The following is an 18,922-nucleotide window of genomic DNA, read 5'->3' as shown; positions in this document are numbered from 1 at the left end:
CGTTGGAGATCGACTATCAGGGGCGCGAATGTTCTGTGTGCTAGTTTGCACTAAAAAGAACGCCGTCCTTTAGGCTGATATGCCGAGTCCATAGAGTTTCTCTTGGTTCCCCAATCTGGTCGTCGAGATCGCAGTTGATAATCTGGCGACTTTTTGCGCCACAAAATAGAATGTTTGCGTCAAAGTGAGATTATCGCTACGACAAAAGCAGAAACCTTGTCTGTATCGGAGGAGCCGGTGCTTACGAATACGAAATTTGGTAACCAAAACACACCGCGTCTGACTGTCGGATTTATTCTGGCGAACAGGTTCACGCTTTGCGCTTTTGCAAACTTTGTTGATGTGCTGCGACTGGCCGCAGACGAGGGGGATCGTAGTAGACCGATCCTGTGCAACTGGACGGTTCTGTCTGAACGGATGGACCCGATAACGTCCAGCAGCGGTATCACGGTACAGCCCAAAGAGCGCCTCGGCGACCCACGACGGTTTAACTATATCGTTGTCGTTGGGGGCTTGATGGACGAAGCGCCCAACCTTAGTCCTGCCTATCAGAAATTTTTGCATGAAGCGGCCGCTGCCGGTGTGCCACTTGTCGGCGTTTGTACCGGTGCGTTTCTGCTTCACGAAGCGGGGTTGCTTGATGGGTATCGCTGTTGCATAAGCTGGTTCCATCACTCCGAAGTTGTTGATCAATTTGAAGGGCTTGATCCGGTTACAGAACAGATTTTTGTCGTTGACCGGGATCGTCTCACCTGCTCGGGCGGCGTGAGTTCGGCCCATCTGGCAGCTTATCTTGTTGATAAGCATGTCGGGCGTGCACAGGCCAACAAAAGCCTTCACATCATGATCATTGATGATGCGCTTCAGGCTGAAAAACCGCAGCCGGGCATTCCACTTGACCTCAAGACACAAGATACGATTGTGCAGCGTGCCTTGTTGATCATGCAGCAGAACATCGATATGCCGATTTCCGTGCAGGAGATTGCGCGCCGAATGGGCAACAGCAAGCGTCAGGTCGAGCGACATTTTCGCATCAGCCTCGACACATCCCCGCAGGTTGCCTTTCTTAACATCCGCCTTGATCTGGCCCACCACCTGATCGAGAAGAGCCAGAAGTCCGTCGCGCAAATCGCTGTTGATTGCGGGTTCTGCGACTCGTCACACCTTAGTCGGATGTTCCGCCGCCGCTATGGCTGCACGCCGCAAGCATTGCGACGGCCCGTAAGTTTGGATTCGGAATTAGCCGTCGACGAACTGCAGCCAGAAGGCACGGTCAAGGAATAGCTCGCAAATGGGCCGCACCACTGGTGGCGGCTTCTTTATCCTGAACCGTGATGAGCGGCGTATGCGTGTCGGGACTGGATTTTACAGTTCGACCTCAACATCGGAAAGCGGTGTTGAGCAACAGATCAGGATTTTGCCTTGATCGATTTCGCGCTGACGAATGCCGCCGCCATGTTGCATATCGACCTCGCCTGAGTTCAGCTTTGATTTACACGTTCCGCAAATGCCACGCTGACACGATGACAATGGCAACAGTCCCGCTTCACGTGCGGCTGAAAGGATTGTCATACCCGGACTGCATTCGACGACATGACCGGTTTTGCTGAAGCTTACGCGGAAGGTCTGGCCACTGATTTCCGGTGCGACAGAGCTGTGCTCTTCGAACGTACCTGCCGTTTCAGCCCCGAAGTCAAAGCTTTCCTCATAGTACTTTTCCATGTCGAACCCGGCTTCGCGCAACATGTCGCGCACACCATCCATGAAGCGGCCCGGCCCACAGCAGAAAATCTTCCGGTCCTTGAAGTCAGGTGACATCAACGACAGCATCTGCAAGCTCAGGCGTCCGCTAAAGCCCGTCCAGCTGTGGCTGGCCGATGTGCTGTCGCAGGTTAGTGATACTTTCAGTCCCGGGTTCTGCGACGCCAGAAGTGAAAGTTCGTCGCGGAAAATCAGGTCGGATGGCGTACGTGCGGCATGGACGAAATGCAAATCTGTCGGTTCGGACAAATCACATGCCGTTCGGGTCATCGACATCATCGGTGTGATGCCGCTTCCTGCGGAAATGAACAGCAGTTTTTCTTCAGATGTCGCGTCGGTGGTAAATTCACCCCCCGGGCCCGAGACATTTACTTCCTTGCCCGGCACCATGTAATCATGAAGCCAGTTTGAGCCGGGGCCACCTGGAACACGTTTGACCGTGATTTCGAGCCGGTATGGCCGTGCCGCCGATGCAGAGATCGTATAGCAGCGCGTCACCATGCCTTCGACCGGAAGTTCGAACGTCATGAATTGTCCCGGTGAATACCGAAAGTCGCGCGGTTCGCGTCCGGAAAAGACGAACGTTTTGACGTCATGGGTTTCCTGGCGCACCTGTCGACAGACAAGAACGTCGTCATGCTCAGGATCCCAAAGCGGAACGCGGGTTGCTTCGGTCAGCATTTCTTCGCTGGGCTTATCGCCACCTTGTCCGGTCGTGGTCGTTTTGTTCGCGCTCATTCTGCGGCAATCCCGGCTTTTTGGGTGTTGGCAAAGTGGTCATCCAGACGCTTGATATACCAATCACAGAACGCTTCAACGTGTGGTTCTGTGAATGTGGAATAAGGACCCGGTTCGTAGGCAGGCTGTTGACTGCCAATCTGGGCAAGACGCACAAGTTCGGCATCCTGCACGTTGGTCATATTCCAGACATGCGTGAGGTTATCAAGATTGTAGTCTTCGTTCTCATGGGCATTCTTGTGCACAAGCCATGTGGTCCGCACCAGCGTCTTGTCAGGGCCGAGTGGCAAGACGGAGAATGTGACAATGTGGTCGCTCATGAAATGGTGCCACGAGTTCGGGTGTGTCCAGAAACTAAGCCCGCCAAGTTTGGCGTCCGTGAACTGCCCAAGCAGCTTTTTCGATGCAACTTTGGTGTCAAGCGTATGAGATTCCCCGGCGCGCATCAGAGGCAGGCGCATCGTGCGGAAACCGGTAATGTTTGACAAATGATCTGATTCTGCTGATGGCAGGCCACATGCTTCCCAGCGCGTATGATCTGTGTGAACTGCAGAAAGGTACTTGTTCACTTCCTCAGAACGACGCTGATCCATTTCATCGGGCGAGAAACCAAAACCAAATGCTGACAACGGAACGGTGAGCTGCGGGTGATTGCCATCACAGTGATAGCATTCCCGATTGTTCTCCATCGTCAGTTTCCAGTTGCCTTCTTCGATCAGCTCCGATGTATGGGCGACCTTACAGTTAGCAATATCATGTGGTGCGAGGTAGGGCTCCATAATGCGGGCCATTTCCTCAATATCGGCAGGGGCATCTTTCGCAAGGCATATAAAGATCAAACCCGCGATTGAGCGCACATGCACAGTCTTGAGGCCATGGCAGCTTTTGTCAAAGCCAGCCCCCATATGTTCGGCAAGGATCAAGTCGCCATCTTCGTTGTACGTCCAACCGTGATAGCGACAGACAATGTTACCAATTGTTGTGGCTCGTTCGTCAATCAGCTTGGCCCCGCGGTGGCGACACACATTGTGAAAGGCGCGTATTTCCATATCGTCGCCGCGCAGCAGCAAAACCGATGTCTTATCGACCTCAACCGTGACGCAATCGCCTGGCTCGGGGAGCTCAGGCTCGACGGCGACAAAAATCCAGTGCTTGCTGAAAATCTCTTTGATGTCGAGATCAAGAATTTCAGGCGAACTATAGAAAGGCGCTTCGAGGCTTTTGCCTTTTTGGCGACGGGACACAAGTTTTTGAATATCAGATAATGAATGCATGATCGAAACCTCGGCTTCTGTGTGGTGCCCGGATAGAAAACCTGTGCAGGGCGCATGTCTGCAGCAGGGAATTAGCGTCTCACGTGACAAGGCATCGTCGTATCTTTTGTCCGTCCTGATCTTTGATCAGAAGGACATGGACGCGTGATCGCCTGTTTGGCCGAGGTGAATTGCAAACAGATAACGTGATCGCTGACCTTAATGAAGGCGGTGATTGATCATGCCCCGCGCAGTCGAAGATGCGGGGATATGTGGTATTCAGGCGGGACCCTGAACACTTAAGATCAGTCACGTGCCATGCACGGGCTGCGTCACGGGCTGTCAGTTGCACCCAAATTCTCCCTAATCTTCGTCGGCAGGTTACCTGCTCTTTGATCGCCGTCGTTCGAAATTTTGACGGCTTGAAAATCTATTTCGGATTGATCCCGATGTGGCAGAAAGCTTAAGTCAAAAAGGCAGTAGGTTTGCGACGCAACACCGTATTGTGTGATCCAAAGGCACGTTTACACCGGCATTGACGCCTTTTTAGGGTGTTGAGTATGTATTTTATTTGGTCATCAAAGTGCATTTAGACAAGTTCGAAATACACCAGAAACCAAATCGGGGCGGAAGGTGGAAAACCTTCTGCCCCGATGACGATGAAATGATTAGGCGTTCTTGATTCCGGTTACTTTTGGGTTATGAACATCGGGCCGCCCTTATGGCGTGGGAAGCCGTATCCATTGACCATGACGACATCAATGGCGTCAGGGCCCATGGCGATCCCCTCGGCAAGGATTTTATCGCCTTCGCTACGCATGGCATCAAGGATGACGGAAATGATTTCTTTGGCGTCGAAATCGCGACGTGTGATGCCCTTTTTATCCGATTCCGCAATCACCAGTGCATCGACGTCCGGGTCTGGGAGAGCTTTGCCGTTTTCATCATAACGATACCAGCCCAGACCGTTCTTTTTGCCAAACCGGTCCATCTCACACAGGTAATCACCAAGTGCGACGTAGCGTTCAGCCGGATCACGGAACGGGGCGAGACGTTTGCGCGTTGCCCAGGAAATCTCAAGCCCGGCCATGTCCTGCATGGCAAACAAGCCCATCGGGAAGCCAAATTCAACCATGGCAGCATCAATCTGATGGGGGAGCGCACCATCTTCGAGCATGTACTCACAATGCTTGCGATAGGCCGACATAATACGGTTGCCAATAAAGCCATCGCAGACACCACAGGGGACCGCGATTTTGCCAAGTTTGCGGGCAAATGCAAATGCAGTGGCAAGGCTTGTGGCGTTGGCTTGATCAGTACGGACCACTTCAAGCAGCTTCATTATGTGCGCCGGGGAGAAGAAATGAAGCCCGATTACCCGCTGGGGATGAGTGCAATTGGCCGCGATTTCGTTGATGTCGAGGTAAGATGTATTTGAGGCCAAAACAGCATCAGGTTTGCAGTGTTTCGAAAGCTTGCCAAACACATCGTGTTTGACGGCCATATCTTCAAACACGGCTTCGACCACCAGATCGGCAGTACCAAGGTCCGCGTAGTCGGTGCTGGTAGAAAGCGATGCCAGCAGATCGTTAAAACGATCTTGCGTGATTAGGCCGCGCTTGAGGCTGCCACTCAGATGCTTTTTAACGGTTGCGCGACCATGGGTGCAGGCTTCTTCGTTGCGTTCAATAATCGTTGCCTTGAAACCCGCCAAAAGGGATGCGGTTGCAATGCCAGCCCCCATGATGCCGCCACCGATCACGCCGACTTCATTGATTGGGTTTGGTGCAGCACCATCAAGTTCAGGAAGTTTGGCAACGGATCGTTCGGCAAAGAAAATATGACGCAGTGCCTTGGATTGATCACTATCGCGCAGTTCGACGAACTTTTCGCGTTCATGAACAAGGCCCGCCGCAGTGTCCTGTTCGATGCCGATGCGAATGGCCTGGGCGGCGATGACGGGGGCAATCTGTCCGCGGGCTTTTTTACCGACACCCGCGATGATTTCATCCCACTGATGATCATCAGGCGCATCAACTGGCGGGCAGCGACGCAATTCCAAGGGGCGCGGGCGATTAATGATGGTGCGGGCGAAATCCAGTGCAGCGTCGCGAAGAGGGCCATGCGTGATGGCATCAATCAGGCCGATTGCATTGGCCTTATCAGCCGAAACCGGTTTGCCGCCTGTAATCATGGCAATAGCGTCGCGGACTGGAACAAGGCGTGGCAAGCGCACTGTGCCACCAGCGCCGGGAATAAGTCCCAGATTAACTTCTGGCAGGCCAAGCTTCGCACCACTTTCCGCAATCCGGTAATGACAGCCAAGGGCGATTTCCAGCCCACCACCTAACGCATGGCCATGAATGGCGGCAATGACTGGTTTGATGGTGGCCTCCAACCGTTTGATCACATCGGGCAGAATCGGGTCTTTGGGCGGTTGGCCAAATTCACTGACATCGGCACCGGCAATGAACGTTTTGCCCGCACAGATTAGAATGACGACCTTGATACTGCTATCGCCTTCGATCTCATCAAGAGCGTCGACGATGCCTTGACGCACGCTGTGGCTGGTGGCGTTGATCGGCGGATTGTCGATGGTGATAAAGGCGATGTCGTTTTCAGTTGTGAGGTTGACGGTCGACATGTCAAATGTCCTCCGGATTGATCGGGGTCAGCAGACAGGCTGTCAGATCAGAATCCGGTTCGGCCAGATCGGCAATAACATTGAAATGATGCTTGTCCGGGGCGTGCACCGCACGGGTCGATGCCCCAAGTCCGGTCCAGATGTTGGCCAAAAGATCATTCTGGCGGACAAATTCAGGACGTTCATCCGCGCCAACCCAACAGGTAATTGAACAGGGCAGGGCGGGGCGCAGAAGTGCCGCACTTTCCATCACAGCTTCCTGAGCATCCAGCCCCAGAACATCATTCATTGATGTGTTTAAAAGTGGGCGCAGGTCATGCAGTCCAGAAATTGAGATTGTATTTTTAACACGTGACAGGGTGTCCGGCAGCAGTGGGCTGGTTTCACTGACCATGCGACTGACGAGGTGCCCACCGGCAGAGTGGCCGGTCAAATGAATGGGGCCATCGATGTGCGCTGCTGCATGATTTATCGCTGCCGCGATTTGACCGGTGATTTGCGACAAGCGGGTATCGGGGGCCAGCGTATAGCTTGGCATGCATACCGCCCAACCCTTGGCAACCGCACCGTTCGCCAGATGTGACCAACTGGATTTATCAAAGGCCTTCCAATACCCGCCGTGCACAAAAACAACCAAACCCTTTGGCGTGCCGTCAGGAAGAAACAGGTCGTATTTTTCGCGGTCTCCGGTGCCATAGGCGATATCAAGCTCTGCGCGTTGGGTCGCGAGCAGGGTGTCACGGAACCGTGCGGATTGCTCTGCCCACATGCCCGGATATGAGCTGGCATCGGCGATATGGTCGCCATTGGCATATGCGTCGTCCCAGTCGGTAATCATGTGATCTGTCTTCCCTGATCGTCGATATGGTTGGGGCGCCAGCCGTGATTTTCGTGGGGCCATTGTGGGCGCGCCTTCGTTTGTTTTGCAAATTCTAGGCAATTTCACAGATATTTCAAACTCAAAATATTTATGCTTGAAATAAATCAATTCGGGGCGTACCGTTTTGTCAGTTTCCCGAAACAACCAAACAAATCAGGAAGGGAAAAGCTGGTGAGAGTAGCTTGTCTGGGTGGCGGTCCTGCGGGGCTTTATTTTGCAATATCAATGAAATTGCGTGATCCGGCCAACGAGGTCGTGGTGATTGAACGCAACAAAGCCGACGATACGTTCGGCTGGGGCGTTGTGTTGTCGGATGAGACTCTTACGAACCTTGCTGATAATGATCCTAAAAGTGCTAAAGCCATCCGGGCGCATTTTTCTTATTGGGACGATGTTGCGGTCAAATATCGGGGTGCTAAGACAGTCTCGACCGGGCATGGCTTTTGTGGCATTGGTCGAAAACAGCTTTTGATCCTGTTGCAGCAACGTGCGCGTGAACTTGGCGTAGACCAGCGCTTTGAAACAGAAGCCCAGAGTGCGGCGGACTATAACAAGGATTACGACCTTGTGGTTGCCTGCGATGGGTTGAATTCCAAAACCCGCACCGACTATGCCGAACATTTCCAGCCCGATATTGATACGCGCAAATGCAAGTTTGTCTGGCTGGGCACCCATCAGAAATTTGATGATGCCTTTACCTTTATCTTTGAAGAAACCGACAAGGGATGGGTCTGGGCGCACGCCTATCAGTTTGATGATGAAACGGCGACCTTCATTGTCGAATGTTCGCAAGAGACGTGGGACGCCTATGGCTTTGGCGAGATGACCAAGGAAGACTCCATCGCTACCTGCGAGGAAATATTCAAGGATCATCTTGATGGCCATGCCCTGATCAGCAATGCCCATCATGTCCGTGGATCAGCATGGCTGAGCTTCCCACGCGTTCTGTGCAATAGTTGGTCGCATGATAATATTGTTTTGATGGGCGATGCGGCGGCAACCGCGCATTTCTCAATCGGGTCGGGGACCAAGCTGGCACTTGAAAGCGCGATTGCGCTGGCAAATTATCTGCATTCCGAAACCGATCTGAAATCGGCCTTTGGTAAATATGAAGACGAACGCCGTCTTGAAGTTTTGCGCCTGCAGTCGGCGGCGCGCAACTCGATGGAATGGTTCGAAGAAATTGAACGCTACTTCGATTTTGATCCGGTTCAGTTCACCTATTCTCTTTTGACCAGATCCCAACGCATTAGCCATGAAAACCTGCGCCTGCGCGATGCCAAATGGCTGGGTGAGGCAGAAGGCTGGTTCCAGCGTCAGGCCGGTGTTCCGGCCAATGACGGGGTCCGTCATCCTATGTTTGTACCGTTCAAGCTACGCGAGATGGAGCTTAAAAACCGAATCGTTGTGTCCCCGATGGCCCAGTATAAGGCGGTTGATGGCTGCCCGACCGATTGGCATTTGGTGCATTATGCCGAACGGGCCAAGGGTGGTGCAGCAATGGTCTATACCGAGATGACCTGCGTGTCGGCGGATGGCCGAATCACGCCCGGATGTCCGGGCCTTTATGACGACGCACATGAGCAGGCCTGGAAACGGATTGTCGATTTTGTCCATAATGAAACCGATGCAAAACTGTGCATGCAGGTCGGTCATTCCGGGCGCAAGGGATCAACCCAGCTTGGTTGGGAAGAAATGGACGCGCCGCTTGTCGATGGTAACTGGCCGCTTCTATCTGCCTCGGCCATTGCATGGTCGGATCGCAATCAGGCGCCAAAGGCAATGACGTGCGATGACATGGACATGGTCCGTGACCAATTTGTCGCCGGGGCCAAAATGGCGGACCGGGCCGGGTTTGACATGATCGAAGTGCATGCCGCGCACGGTTACCTTTTGTCGTCCTTCATCAGCCCGGTCAGCAATGTCCGCGATGATGAATATGGTGGGTCGCTTGAAAACCGGATGCGTTATCCACTCGAAGTGATCAATGCGGTGCGTGCCGCATGGCCTGCGCATAAGCCGCTTTCGGTGCGTATTTCGGCCAATGACTGGGTCGGGGATGATGGTGTCACGCCCGAAGAAGCGGTCGAGATTGCCCGCATTCTGAAGGCCAATGATGTTGATATCTGCGACGTGTCAGCCGGTCAGACTACCAAGGATGCCCGTCCAGTCTATGGCCGGATGTTCCAGACGCCGTTTTCTGACCGTATTCGCAACGAAGCCAATATCGCGACGATGGCGGTGGGCAACATTTACGAACCCGATCACGTTAATTCGATCCTGATGGCCGGGCGTGCGGACCTTGTCTGTCTGGCGCGGCCGCATCTGGCGAACCCGTATTGGACCTTGCATCAGGCAGCCGCCCTTGGCAATCGGACTGAAAACTGGCCCGCACCGTATTATGCGGGGCGCGATCAGATGGTACGTCTGGCCGAACGGGCCGACGTTATGACCGGAAAGGTTTAAGTGCCATGGCCGATCTTGCCATTCATCGCGCATTGATCACTGGCGGTGGTTCCGGTGTCGGGGCCGTTATGGCCCGCATGTTGGCTGATACCGGGGTGAAGGTTGCCATCGCTGGACGGCGTAGCGACGTTTTGGTCGAGGTTGCCCAGCACCAGAACATCACAGCAATCGTTGCCGATGTGACTGACGAGACTTCGGTGCGCGACATGTATGCGACCATGGTGGCCGAAATCGGCGCACCGGATTTGGTGATTGCCAATGCCGGTATGGCCGAAAGTGCCCCGATTGGCAAAACATCGGTCGATCTGTGGAAGCGCACGATTGATGTTAATCTGACGGGCACGTTCCTGACCTTCCGCGAAGGATTGGCTGTGATGGATAAGTCCAAGCCAGGCCGACTGATTTCGATTGCCTCGACCGCCGGGCTTAAGGGCTATGCCTATGTCACGGCCTATTGCGCGGCAAAACACGGTGTGATCGGTCTGGTCGAAGGCATGGCCGCCGAACTTGCCAGAAGTTCGGTCACTGTAAATGCGGTGTGTCCGGGCTTTATGGAAACGCCGATGCTCGAACAATCGGTTGAAAACATCGTTGCCAAAACCGGCATGAGCACCGACGCCGCACGGGCAAGCCTTGCGAAAATCAATCCGCAGAACCGCTTTATCCAGCCTGATGAAGTGGCCAACACCGTCATGTGGCTTTGCAGTCCACTTGCGGCATCCATTACCGGACAGGCGATTTCGGTATCGGGAGGAGAAGTATGAATATGAACCATTCCGATGACCTGCGCGATCTGATGGATAATGAAACATCTGATCTGTCCAAGGCGCGTTTGCGGGCGTGGCTTCAGATTCTGAAAGTCTCGCGCAAAATCGAAGGCGAGCTGCGCGAAAAAATGCGCATCGAATTTGGCTCAACCCTGCCGCGTTTTGATGTTCTGGCCGCACTTTACCGCGAACGCGATGGCATGCGCATGAGCGAACTTTCAAAATCATTGATGGTGTCGAACGGAAATGTCACCGGTATTGTTGATCGCCTTGTCGGGGAGGGAATGCTCGTACGTGTGCCGGTCGAAAATGACCGCCGCGCATCGATTGTGCGCCTGACCGAAGCGGGCGAAAAGGATTTCGCCGAACGGGCCCTTGTGCATGAAGGCTGGGTTTCCGAGCTGTTTAGCGACCTTTCGGCCAGTGATGCCGATGGCCTGATCCGTATTCTGCGCACCATTTCCCATCATAACGAGGCGCCCCATGACTAAAATGGCGAACATCAAACCAACCCATTTCAACTGGCGCATGGAAGGCGACGTTGCGGTCATTTCACTGGATCGTCCCGACCGCAAAAACCCGTTGACGTTCGATAGCTATGCCGAGCTTCGCGATACCTTTCGCGATCTGGTTTATGCCGATGATGTCAAGGCGGTGGTGTTTGGCTCGAACGGTGGCAACTTCTGTTCTGGCGGGGATGTGCATGACATCATTGGTCCGCTGATCAAAAAGGACATGAAGGGTCTTTTGGAATTCACCCGTATGACCGGCGACTTGGTTAAGTCGATCATCGGCTGTGGCAAGCCGGTGATTGCGGCGGTAGACGGGGTTTGTGTGGGTGCGGGGGCAATCATTGCCATGGCATCCGACCTTCGTCTGGCGACTGCCACCTCCAAAACCGCATTCCTGTTTACCCGTGTCGGGTTGGCGGGCTGTGACATGGGGGCATGTGCGATCCTGCCACGCATCATCGGACAGGGCCGGGCGGCGGAGCTTCTGTATACCGGACGTTCGATGTCGGCCGAGGAAGGCGAACGTTGGGGTTTCTATAACCGTCTGGTCGAGGCCGATGTTCTTGAGGCAGACGCCATCACCCTTGCAACCCGTATTTCACAAGGCCCCAATTTCGGTCACATGATGACCAAGACCATGCTGGCGCAAGAATGGAACATGTCGATCGAACAGGCAATTGAATCTGAAGCACAGGCGCAGGCAATTTGCATGCAGACCGAAGATTTCAATCGTGCTTACACGGCCTTTGTCGCCAAGGAAAAACCGGTGTTTGAGGGCGACTGATGGCAGATACATCCTTCCTTGATTGGCCCTTTTTTGAAGACCGGCACCGTGAACTGGCGGTTAAGCTTGATGCTTGGGCGGCGACCAATCTTGATGGCATTGATCACGGTGATGTCGATGATGCCTGCCGGGATCTGGTTCGCCGACTGGCCGATGGCGGTTGGTTGCGCCATGCGGCAATTGATCCGCAAGATACCGGATCGAAACTGGATGTGCGGTCGCTGTGCCTGATCCGCGAAACATTGGCGCGCTATGACGGGTTGGCCGATTTCGCTTTTGCGATGCAGGGGTTGGGGAGTGGTGCGATCTCTTTGTTCGGAACGGAAGCCCATCGGGGGGATTGGCTTCCAAAAGTACGTTCCGGCAAAGGGATCGCTGCCTTCGCCCTGACCGAACCGCAATCGGGGTCAGATGTTGCCAACATCGCCCTTGATGCCAAACGTGAAGGCGATGACTTTATTCTGAACGGTGAAAAGACCTGGATTTCCAATGGCGGGATCGCGGATTTTTACTGCGTCTTTGCGCGCACCGGCGAAGCACCGGGGGCCAAGGGGCTGTCGGCCTTTGTCGTTCCGGCAAACACGCCCGGGTTTGAAATTGCTGAACGTTTGCATACCATCGCACCCCACCCACTCGCACGCCTGAAATTCACCGATTGCCGCATCCCGGCACGTGCGTTGATTGGCAATGGTGGCGACGGGTTCAAAATTGCGATGTCGGTTCTTGATGTATTTCGATCAACCGTTGCCGCCGCCGCCCTTGGTTTTGCGCGCCGTGCGTTGGATGAAACCATCAAGCGGGTTCAGGAACGCGAACTGTTTGGCGCGCCGCTTTTTGATCTTCAAATGGTTCAGGGGCATGTCGCGGACATGGCGCTTGATATTGATGCGTCGGCCCTTTTGGTCTATCGCGCCGCATGGCTGAAAGACAGCGGTGCCCCGCGCGTAAGCCGCGAAGCGGCGATGGCAAAACTTTATGCAACCGATCATGCACAAACCGTCATTGATAAGGCGGTGCAAATTCATGGCGGCGATGGCGTGCGCAGTGGGCACATCATTGAACTGCTGTACCGGGAAATTCGTGCTCTGCGCATTTATGAAGGCGCATCAGACGTCCAGAAAATAATCATCGCACGGCAAACGCTGGCGCAATAATGGCTGTATCAGGGACTTCACAATGCTCGGACCAACTGCACATACTGATCAATTCACGCGGGACAATTTGCCACCGGTGGCAGACTGGCCAGAGTTTAATTTGGACAAGTTTGAGTATCCCGAATATCTGAATGCCGGGGTCGAGCTGACCGACAAAATGGTCGAACAGGGTTTTGGCGATAACACCGCCCTGATCGGCAATGGGCGTCAGCGCACCTATAAGGAACTGGCAGACTGGACAAACCGTATCGCCCATGCGCTGGTCGAGGATTATGGCGTCAAACCGGGTAATCGCGTCCTGATCCGGTCGGCCAATAATCCGGCGATGGTTGCCTGTTGGTTGGCGGCAACCAAGGCAGGGGCGGTTGTGGTCAATACTATGCCGATGCTGCGGTCCGGCGAACTGGCCCAGATCGTCGATAAGGCCGAGATCGAATTTGCGCTGTGTGACACGCGCCTGATGGATGAGATGGTCGCCTGTGCCAAGGACAGCACATTCCTTAAAAAGGTCATTGGCTTTGACGGGACGGCCAATCATGACGCCGAGCTTGATCGCATTGCCCTGACCAAATCGGTCAAATTTGAGGCGGTTAAAACCGGGCGCGATGATGTGGCCTTGCTTGGGTTTACCTCGGGCACGACCGGCAGCCCCAAGGCGACCATGCATTTCCATCGTGATCTTTTGATCATTGCCGATGGTTATGCCAAGGAAGTGCTGAATGTAACGCCTGATGATGTGTTTGTCGGATCGCCCCCCCTTGCCTTTACCTTTGGTCTGGGCGGGCTTGCCATTTTCCCGCTGCGCTTTGGGGCAACCGCGACCTTGCTTGAAAAAGCGTCCCCACCCAACATGATCGAAATCATCGAAACCTATAAGGCGACGGTGTGCTTTACCGCACCGACCGCCTATCGCGTGATGTTATCGGCGATGGAAGAAGGGGCTGATTTGTCATCCCTGCGTGCTGCTGTTTCGGCGGGCGAAACTCTGCCTGCGCCGGTTTATGATGCCTGGATGGAAAAAACCGGCAAACCGATGCTCGATGGCATTGGCGCGACCGAGATGCTCCATATTTTTATCTCCAACCGGTTTGGTGACAGTCACCCGGCCTGTACGGGGCGCCCGGTTGGCGGATATGAAGCCAAGATCGTTGATCACGATATGAATGAAGTTCCGGTCGGAACGGTTGGCAGGCTTGCGGTGCGCGGACCGACGGGATGTCGTTATCTTGATGATGTGCGTCAGTGCACGTATGTGCGTGATGGCTGGAACCTGACAGGGGATGCGTTCTTTGTTGATGAGGATGGCTACTATCACTTTGCTGCACGCAATGACGATATGATCGTCTCGTCGGGTTACAACATCGCCGGTCCGGAAGTCGAGGCCGCCTTGTTGTCCCACTTAGCTGTTGCCGAATGTGCGGTCATTGGTGCACCGAATGAAGAACGCGGCACCATTGTTCAGGCCCATATCGTTCTGGCAGACGGTTTTCATCCGACACCCGAGATGGCCAAACAGTTGCAAGATCATGTAAAAGCGACGATCGCGCCGTTTAAATATCCGCGCTCCGTCGTCTTTATCGAGACACTGCCAAAAACCGCGACTGGAAAAATTCAGCGCTTCAGACTGAAACAGGAAATGTCTGCATGATCGATTTCGCCGCCACAAAATCCCTGTTCCATATTCCCAAAGGTGTCATTTACCTTGATGGGAACTCGCTTGGCATGATGCCAAAGTCGGCAGCAAACCGTGCCAAGGCGATGATTGAGGATGAATGGGGGGAAATGCTGATCCGGGGCTGGAATGATGCCAAATGGATGGCGCAACCCGAACGTGTCGGCAATCTTGTCGCGCGTTTGATTGGGGCGGCTCCCGGTACTGTAGTTATGGGCGATACTTTGTCGATCAAGGTGTATCAGGCATTGGCAAGTGCGCTGGAACTGCGCCCGGATCGTAAGGTGATTGTATCGGACAACGGGAATTTCCCGACTGACCTTTATATGGCCGATGGCCTGATCAAAAGTCTCGATAAGGGGCACGTGCTTAAAACACCAAACCCCGAAGATGTCGAAAGCCTGATCAACGAAGACCTTGCTGTCTTGATGCTAACCCAGGTCGATTATCGCACCGGGCGCATGCATGACATGAAACGCATTACCGATCTTGCTCATAAGGCGGGTGCAGTTGTGATCTGGGATCTGGCGCATTCGGCGGGGGCGGTTCCGGTTGACCTGACCGGATGTAACGCGGATTTCGCTGTTGGCTGCACCTATAAATATCTTAATGGCGGCCCCGGTGCCCCGGCATTCATTTATGTCCGGCCCGATCACGCCAAAACCATCCGACCGGCATTGTCAGGATGGTTGGGCCATGCTGCCCCATTTGCCTTTGACCGTGATTATACGCCGGCACCGGATGTTTCACGCATGCGGGTTGGCACACCACCGGTTATTCAGATGACGGTGCTTGAAGAAGCCATGAAGGCATGGGACGGCGTTGACATGACCGATATCCGCACACGCAGTATCGAGTTGTGCGAGCAGTTTATTGCAGGTGTCGAGGCATCCTGTTCGATGCTGGAACTGGCAAGCCCGCGTGATCCGCAACACCGTGGTTCACAGGTATCGTTCAAATTTGATCACGGATATGCCGTGATGCAGGCCTTGATCGCGCGCGGCGTGATTGGTGATTTCCGCGCACCTGATATCATTCGTTTCGGGTTTACCCCACTTTATATCGATAATGGTGATGTGGACGGGGCGGTTCAAATTCTCGCCAAGATCATGGAAACCAAATCATGGGATCAGCCGGAATTCCATAAACGCAACGCGGTGACCTGATCATGGCCAAGCAAACCAAACCATATGATCCTAGTACTGAGGGGGCGAAGACGGATTTTTCCGATCAGATGTCTTATGGCGATTACCTGTCGCTTGATGCGATCCTGACCGCCCAGCATCCCAAATCTGATGCCCATGACGAAATGCTGTTTATCATTCAGCATCAAACGTCCGAGCTTTGGATGAAACTTGCGATCCGTGAAATCAGTGCGGCCCGCGCCGTCATGGGCGAGGGTGATTTCCGCCCGGCATTTAAGATGCTGGCGCGTGTGTCGCGGATTTTCGAGCAGCTTAACAACGCATGGGACGTGTTGCGCACCATGACGCCAAGCGACTATACGACGTTTCGCGATGCGCTTGGTCCTTCATCGGGGTTTCAGTCCCATCAGTATCGTCAGATCGAATTCATGCTGGGCAACCGCAATCACGCGATGTTACGCCCGCATGCCCATCGCGAAGATATTCTTGAGTTGCTGACAACCGAGCTTGCAACGCCCAGTCTGTATGACGAGGCGTTGCGCCTGTTGGCACGCGAAGGCATTGATCTTCCCGATCATGTTCTTGGCCGGGATGTCACACAGCCCTATACGCCAGATGACGCCGTGATTGCGGCCTGGCACAAGGTTTACAGCAATCCAACCAAATACTGGTCGCTGTATGAACTGGCTGAAAAGCTGGTGGATTTTGAAGACTACTTCCGTCGCTGGCGCTTTAACCATGTGACAACGGTCGAACGCGTTATTGGTTTTAAACGCGGGACCGGTGGCACGGGTGGCGTCAGTTACCTTAAGAAAATGCTGGAAGTAGAACTGTTTCCGGAACTCTGGCGGGTGCGAACCACGCTTTGAGGATGGACGGGCATGATGCAAATACTGCAAGATCAGGGGCAGGCATCAAGTTCGTTAAAACCACGACGCACAAAGACATAAATGTCGTGGGATCAACGTGTTGCTAAACGAATAAAATGTATAAACACGGAGGCTTAAATGAAGGGTATTAAGACAACCATTGCAGCAGTGGCTGCATTGCTTGTTGCCGGCGCGGCGCAGGCCGATCCGGTAAAGGTAGGGATGATCACCACACTTTCGGGCGGTGGTGCCAGCTTGGGTATTGATGCACGTGACGGCTTTATGCTGGCTGTCAAACAAGCAAACAATCCCGATCTGGAAGTCGTGATCGAAGATGATCAGCGCAAACCGGATGTCGCTGTCCAGCTTGCTGATAAAATGATCCAGCAGGAAAAGGTTGATGTTCTGACCGGTATTATCTGGTCGAACCTTGCCATGGCTGTGGTGCCGTCTGCAGTTGCACAGGACAAATTCTATCTGTCGGTTAATGCGGCACCGTCGCAGTTGGCAGGCAAAGGCTGTAACGCGAACTATTTCAGCGTTTCCTATCAGAATGACAACCTGCACGAAGCAGCCGGTGGCTACGCGTCGAGTGCGGGGTATGAAAACGCCTTCATCCTTGCACCGAACTATCCGGCCGGTAAAGATTCCCTGGCTGGTTTCAAACGCTTCTTCTTTGGCGATATTGCCGGTGAAGTTTACACCAAGCTTGGTCAGACAGATTACGCTGCCGAAATCGCGGAAATCCGTGCGTCGGGTGCTGACAGCGTCTTCTTCTTCCTGCCGGGCGGCATGGGCATTGCGTTCATGAAACAGTATGCTCAGTCGGGTGTGGATATTCCGCTGATCGGTCCGGCATTTTCGATGGATCAGGGCATTCTTGGTGCAGTTGGTGATGCGGCTCTGGGTGTAAAAAACACCTCTAACTGGTCAAAAGACATCGACAACGCGACCAACAAGGCATTCGTTGAAAGCTTCGTTGCTGAATATGACCGTCTGCCGTCGCTCTATGCATCTTATGGTTTTGACACTGCAAACCTGCTGCTTTCAGCAATGGGCAAAGCAAATGTCAATGACAAGGAAGCATTCCGCGATGCGTTGCGGGCGGCTGATTTCAATTCGGTCCGTGGCAAGTTTGTCTTTGGTCCGAACCAGCATCCGATTCAGGACATCTATGTCCGTGAAGTCGTTAAAGAAGGTGACGTTCTGACCAACAAGATCGTTGGCGTTGCCCTTAAAGATCATGCCGATGCCTATGCATCGGAATGCTCGATGTAATCACGGGCTGACAAGTCGGTGGGGGCCGTTGCCCATAATGGTTTACGGCCCCCGACCACCTTGTGACGGAGTTTCCAATAATGTTCACTCTTTTCCTGGAGCAGCTGCTAAACGGCCTTCAGTCCGGTGTGATGCTGTTTTTGATGGCATCTGGGCTGACGCTTGTTTTCGGTGTGATGGGGCTAATTAATCTGGCCCATGGCTCGCTCTATATGGTTGGCGCATTTGCCTGTGCGGCGGTTGCGGCATGGACCGGTTCGTTCTGGCTTGGTCTTGTTGCCAGCCTGATGGCGGCGGCCATTGCCGGTGCGCTGGTTGAGATACTGATTATTCGCCGTCTTTATAACCGTGATCACCTTGATCAGGTTTTGGCGACTTTTGCCCTTATTTTGATTTTTTCCGAAGGCACACGCTGGATTTTCGGATCCTTCCCATTGTTTCTAAGCGTTCCGGAGTTTCTGACGGGCACTGTTGTGATGCCCGGTGATTTCCAATATCCGCTGTTCCGTCTTGCCATCATTATTGCCGGTTTTGCTGTGGCGGCGGGCTTGTTCCTGCTGATTGGTAAAACCCGTCTTGGCATTCGCATTCGTGCGGGTGAAGCTGATCGCGGCATGATTGCCGCCTTGGGGGTGGATATTGATCGCCTTTATACAATTGTGTTTGCCCTTGGCGCGGCTTTGGCCGGGCTTGCCGGTGCCTTTGTCGGCACGACCCAGTCGGTTCAGGTCGGCATGGGCGAACCGGTGCTTATTTTGGCATTCGTTGTGATTGTGATTGGTGGGATTGGCTCGATCAAGGGCGCGCTGGTCGGATCCCTTCTTGTTGGCTTTACCGATACGATGGGGCGGTTTTTGTTGCCCCATGCGTTTGCAACCTTTCTTGATCCGGCAAGTGCGACGGCCATTGGGTCCGCCCTTGCATCGATGTTGATTTATATCGTTATGGCGCTGGTTTTGTTCCTGCGGCCAAGCGGTTTGTTCGGGACGGAAGCCTGAT

15 protein-coding genes are annotated in these 18,922 nt (G+C 53.8%); 11 read left to right on the top strand and 4 right to left on the bottom strand.

Going from position 1 to position 18,922, the window contains the following annotated elements:
* Positions 1 to 237 precede the first annotated feature (237 nt).
* Complete coding sequence (locus AMM48_RS00175; protein WP_102782450.1) at positions 238 to 1,284, top strand: GlxA family transcriptional regulator; 1,047 nt, start codon at positions 238 to 240, stop codon at positions 1,282 to 1,284.
* An 81-nt stretch (positions 1,285 to 1,365) separates the two neighbouring features.
* Here AMM48_RS00175 and AMM48_RS00170 read toward each other — a convergent pair whose 3' ends face one another.
* From AMM48_RS00170 to AMM48_RS00155, 4 genes are all read right to left on the bottom strand, one after another.
* Positions 1,366 to 2,499 (bottom strand): hybrid-cluster NAD(P)-dependent oxidoreductase, encoded by a 1,134-nt coding sequence (locus tag AMM48_RS00170; protein WP_102782449.1) that lies wholly within the window; start codon positions 2,497 to 2,499, stop codon positions 1,366 to 1,368.
* Complete coding sequence (locus AMM48_RS00165; RefSeq protein WP_102782448.1) at positions 2,496 to 3,773, bottom strand: aromatic ring-hydroxylating dioxygenase subunit alpha; 1,278 nt, start codon at positions 3,771 to 3,773, stop codon at positions 2,496 to 2,498. Before AMM48_RS00165 ends, AMM48_RS00170 begins: the two co-directional genes overlap by 4 nt.
* A 667-nt stretch (positions 3,774 to 4,440) precedes the next feature.
* The gene (locus AMM48_RS00160; protein WP_102782447.1) at positions 4,441 to 6,396 is read right to left on the bottom strand and encodes a 3-hydroxyacyl-CoA dehydrogenase NAD-binding domain-containing protein; all 1,956 of its coding nucleotides are present in this window, start codon (positions 6,394 to 6,396) and stop codon (positions 4,441 to 4,443) included.
* A gap of 1 nt (position 6,397) precedes the next feature.
* Positions 6,398 to 7,234, bottom strand: coding sequence for an alpha/beta hydrolase (locus AMM48_RS00155; RefSeq protein ID WP_102782446.1), 837 nt, complete (start codon positions 7,232 to 7,234; stop codon positions 6,398 to 6,400).
* A 213-nt stretch (positions 7,235 to 7,447) separates the two neighbouring features.
* On the opposite strand from AMM48_RS00155, the gene AMM48_RS00150 reads away from it, so the two are divergent.
* The 10 genes from AMM48_RS00150 to AMM48_RS00105 all read left to right on the top strand — a co-directional run bounded on the left by AMM48_RS00150 (position 7,448) and on the right by AMM48_RS00105 (position 18,921).
* Positions 7,448 to 9,742 carry a bifunctional salicylyl-CoA 5-hydroxylase/oxidoreductase gene (locus AMM48_RS00150; protein ID WP_102782445.1) on the top strand — a complete coding sequence of 765 codons (2,295 nt, stop codon included), beginning with the start codon at positions 7,448 to 7,450 and terminating at the stop codon, positions 9,740 to 9,742.
* A gap of 5 nt (positions 9,743 to 9,747) precedes the next feature.
* Positions 9,748 to 10,506, top strand: a complete 759-nt coding sequence (locus AMM48_RS00145) for an SDR family NAD(P)-dependent oxidoreductase (RefSeq protein ID WP_102782444.1) — start codon at positions 9,748 to 9,750, stop codon at positions 10,504 to 10,506.
* The gene (locus AMM48_RS00140; RefSeq protein WP_102782443.1) at positions 10,503 to 11,000 is read left to right on the top strand and encodes a MarR family transcriptional regulator; all 498 of its coding nucleotides are present in this window, start codon (positions 10,503 to 10,505) and stop codon (positions 10,998 to 11,000) included. Before AMM48_RS00145 ends, AMM48_RS00140 begins: the two co-directional genes overlap by 4 nt.
* Positions 10,993 to 11,805: an enoyl-CoA hydratase family protein gene (locus tag AMM48_RS00135; RefSeq protein ID WP_102782442.1), complete on the top strand. Its 813-nt coding sequence runs from the start codon at positions 10,993 to 10,995 to the stop codon at positions 11,803 to 11,805. The genes AMM48_RS00140 and AMM48_RS00135 overlap by 8 nt, the downstream gene beginning before the upstream one ends.
* Positions 11,805 to 12,959 (top strand): acyl-CoA dehydrogenase family protein, encoded by a 1,155-nt coding sequence (locus tag AMM48_RS00130; protein WP_102782441.1) that lies wholly within the window; start codon positions 11,805 to 11,807, stop codon positions 12,957 to 12,959. The genes AMM48_RS00135 and AMM48_RS00130 overlap by 1 nt, the downstream gene beginning before the upstream one ends.
* A gap of 22 nt (positions 12,960 to 12,981) precedes the next feature.
* The gene (locus AMM48_RS00125; RefSeq protein ID WP_102782440.1) at positions 12,982 to 14,607 is read left to right on the top strand and encodes an AMP-binding protein; all 1,626 of its coding nucleotides are present in this window, start codon (positions 12,982 to 12,984) and stop codon (positions 14,605 to 14,607) included.
* Positions 14,604 to 15,797, top strand: a complete 1,194-nt coding sequence (gene kynU / locus AMM48_RS00120; protein ID WP_102782439.1) for a kynureninase — start codon at positions 14,604 to 14,606, stop codon at positions 15,795 to 15,797. Before AMM48_RS00125 ends, kynU begins: the two co-directional genes overlap by 4 nt.
* A gap of 2 nt (positions 15,798 to 15,799) precedes the next feature.
* Positions 15,800 to 16,645, top strand: a complete 846-nt coding sequence (kynA, locus tag AMM48_RS00115; protein WP_102782438.1) for a tryptophan 2,3-dioxygenase — start codon at positions 15,800 to 15,802, stop codon at positions 16,643 to 16,645.
* A gap of 138 nt (positions 16,646 to 16,783) precedes the next feature.
* Positions 16,784 to 17,923 (top strand): ABC transporter substrate-binding protein, encoded by a 1,140-nt coding sequence (locus AMM48_RS00110; RefSeq protein ID WP_101304077.1) that lies wholly within the window; start codon positions 16,784 to 16,786, stop codon positions 17,921 to 17,923.
* Positions 17,924 to 18,003: 80 nt separating this feature from the next.
* A complete protein-coding gene (locus AMM48_RS00105) occupies positions 18,004 to 18,921 on the top strand; it encodes a branched-chain amino acid ABC transporter permease (protein ID WP_181951533.1) in 918 nt (305 codons plus the stop codon).
* Position 18,922 lies beyond the last annotated feature (1 nt).

It is taken from the genome of Thalassospira sp. GB04J01 (assembly GCF_000751115.1).
GTDB lineage: Bacteria > Pseudomonadota > Alphaproteobacteria > Rhodospirillales > Thalassospiraceae > Thalassospira > Thalassospira lucentensis.
The sequence above is the reverse complement of the archived record's forward strand: the minus strand, read 5'-3'. Positions and strand labels throughout refer to the sequence as shown.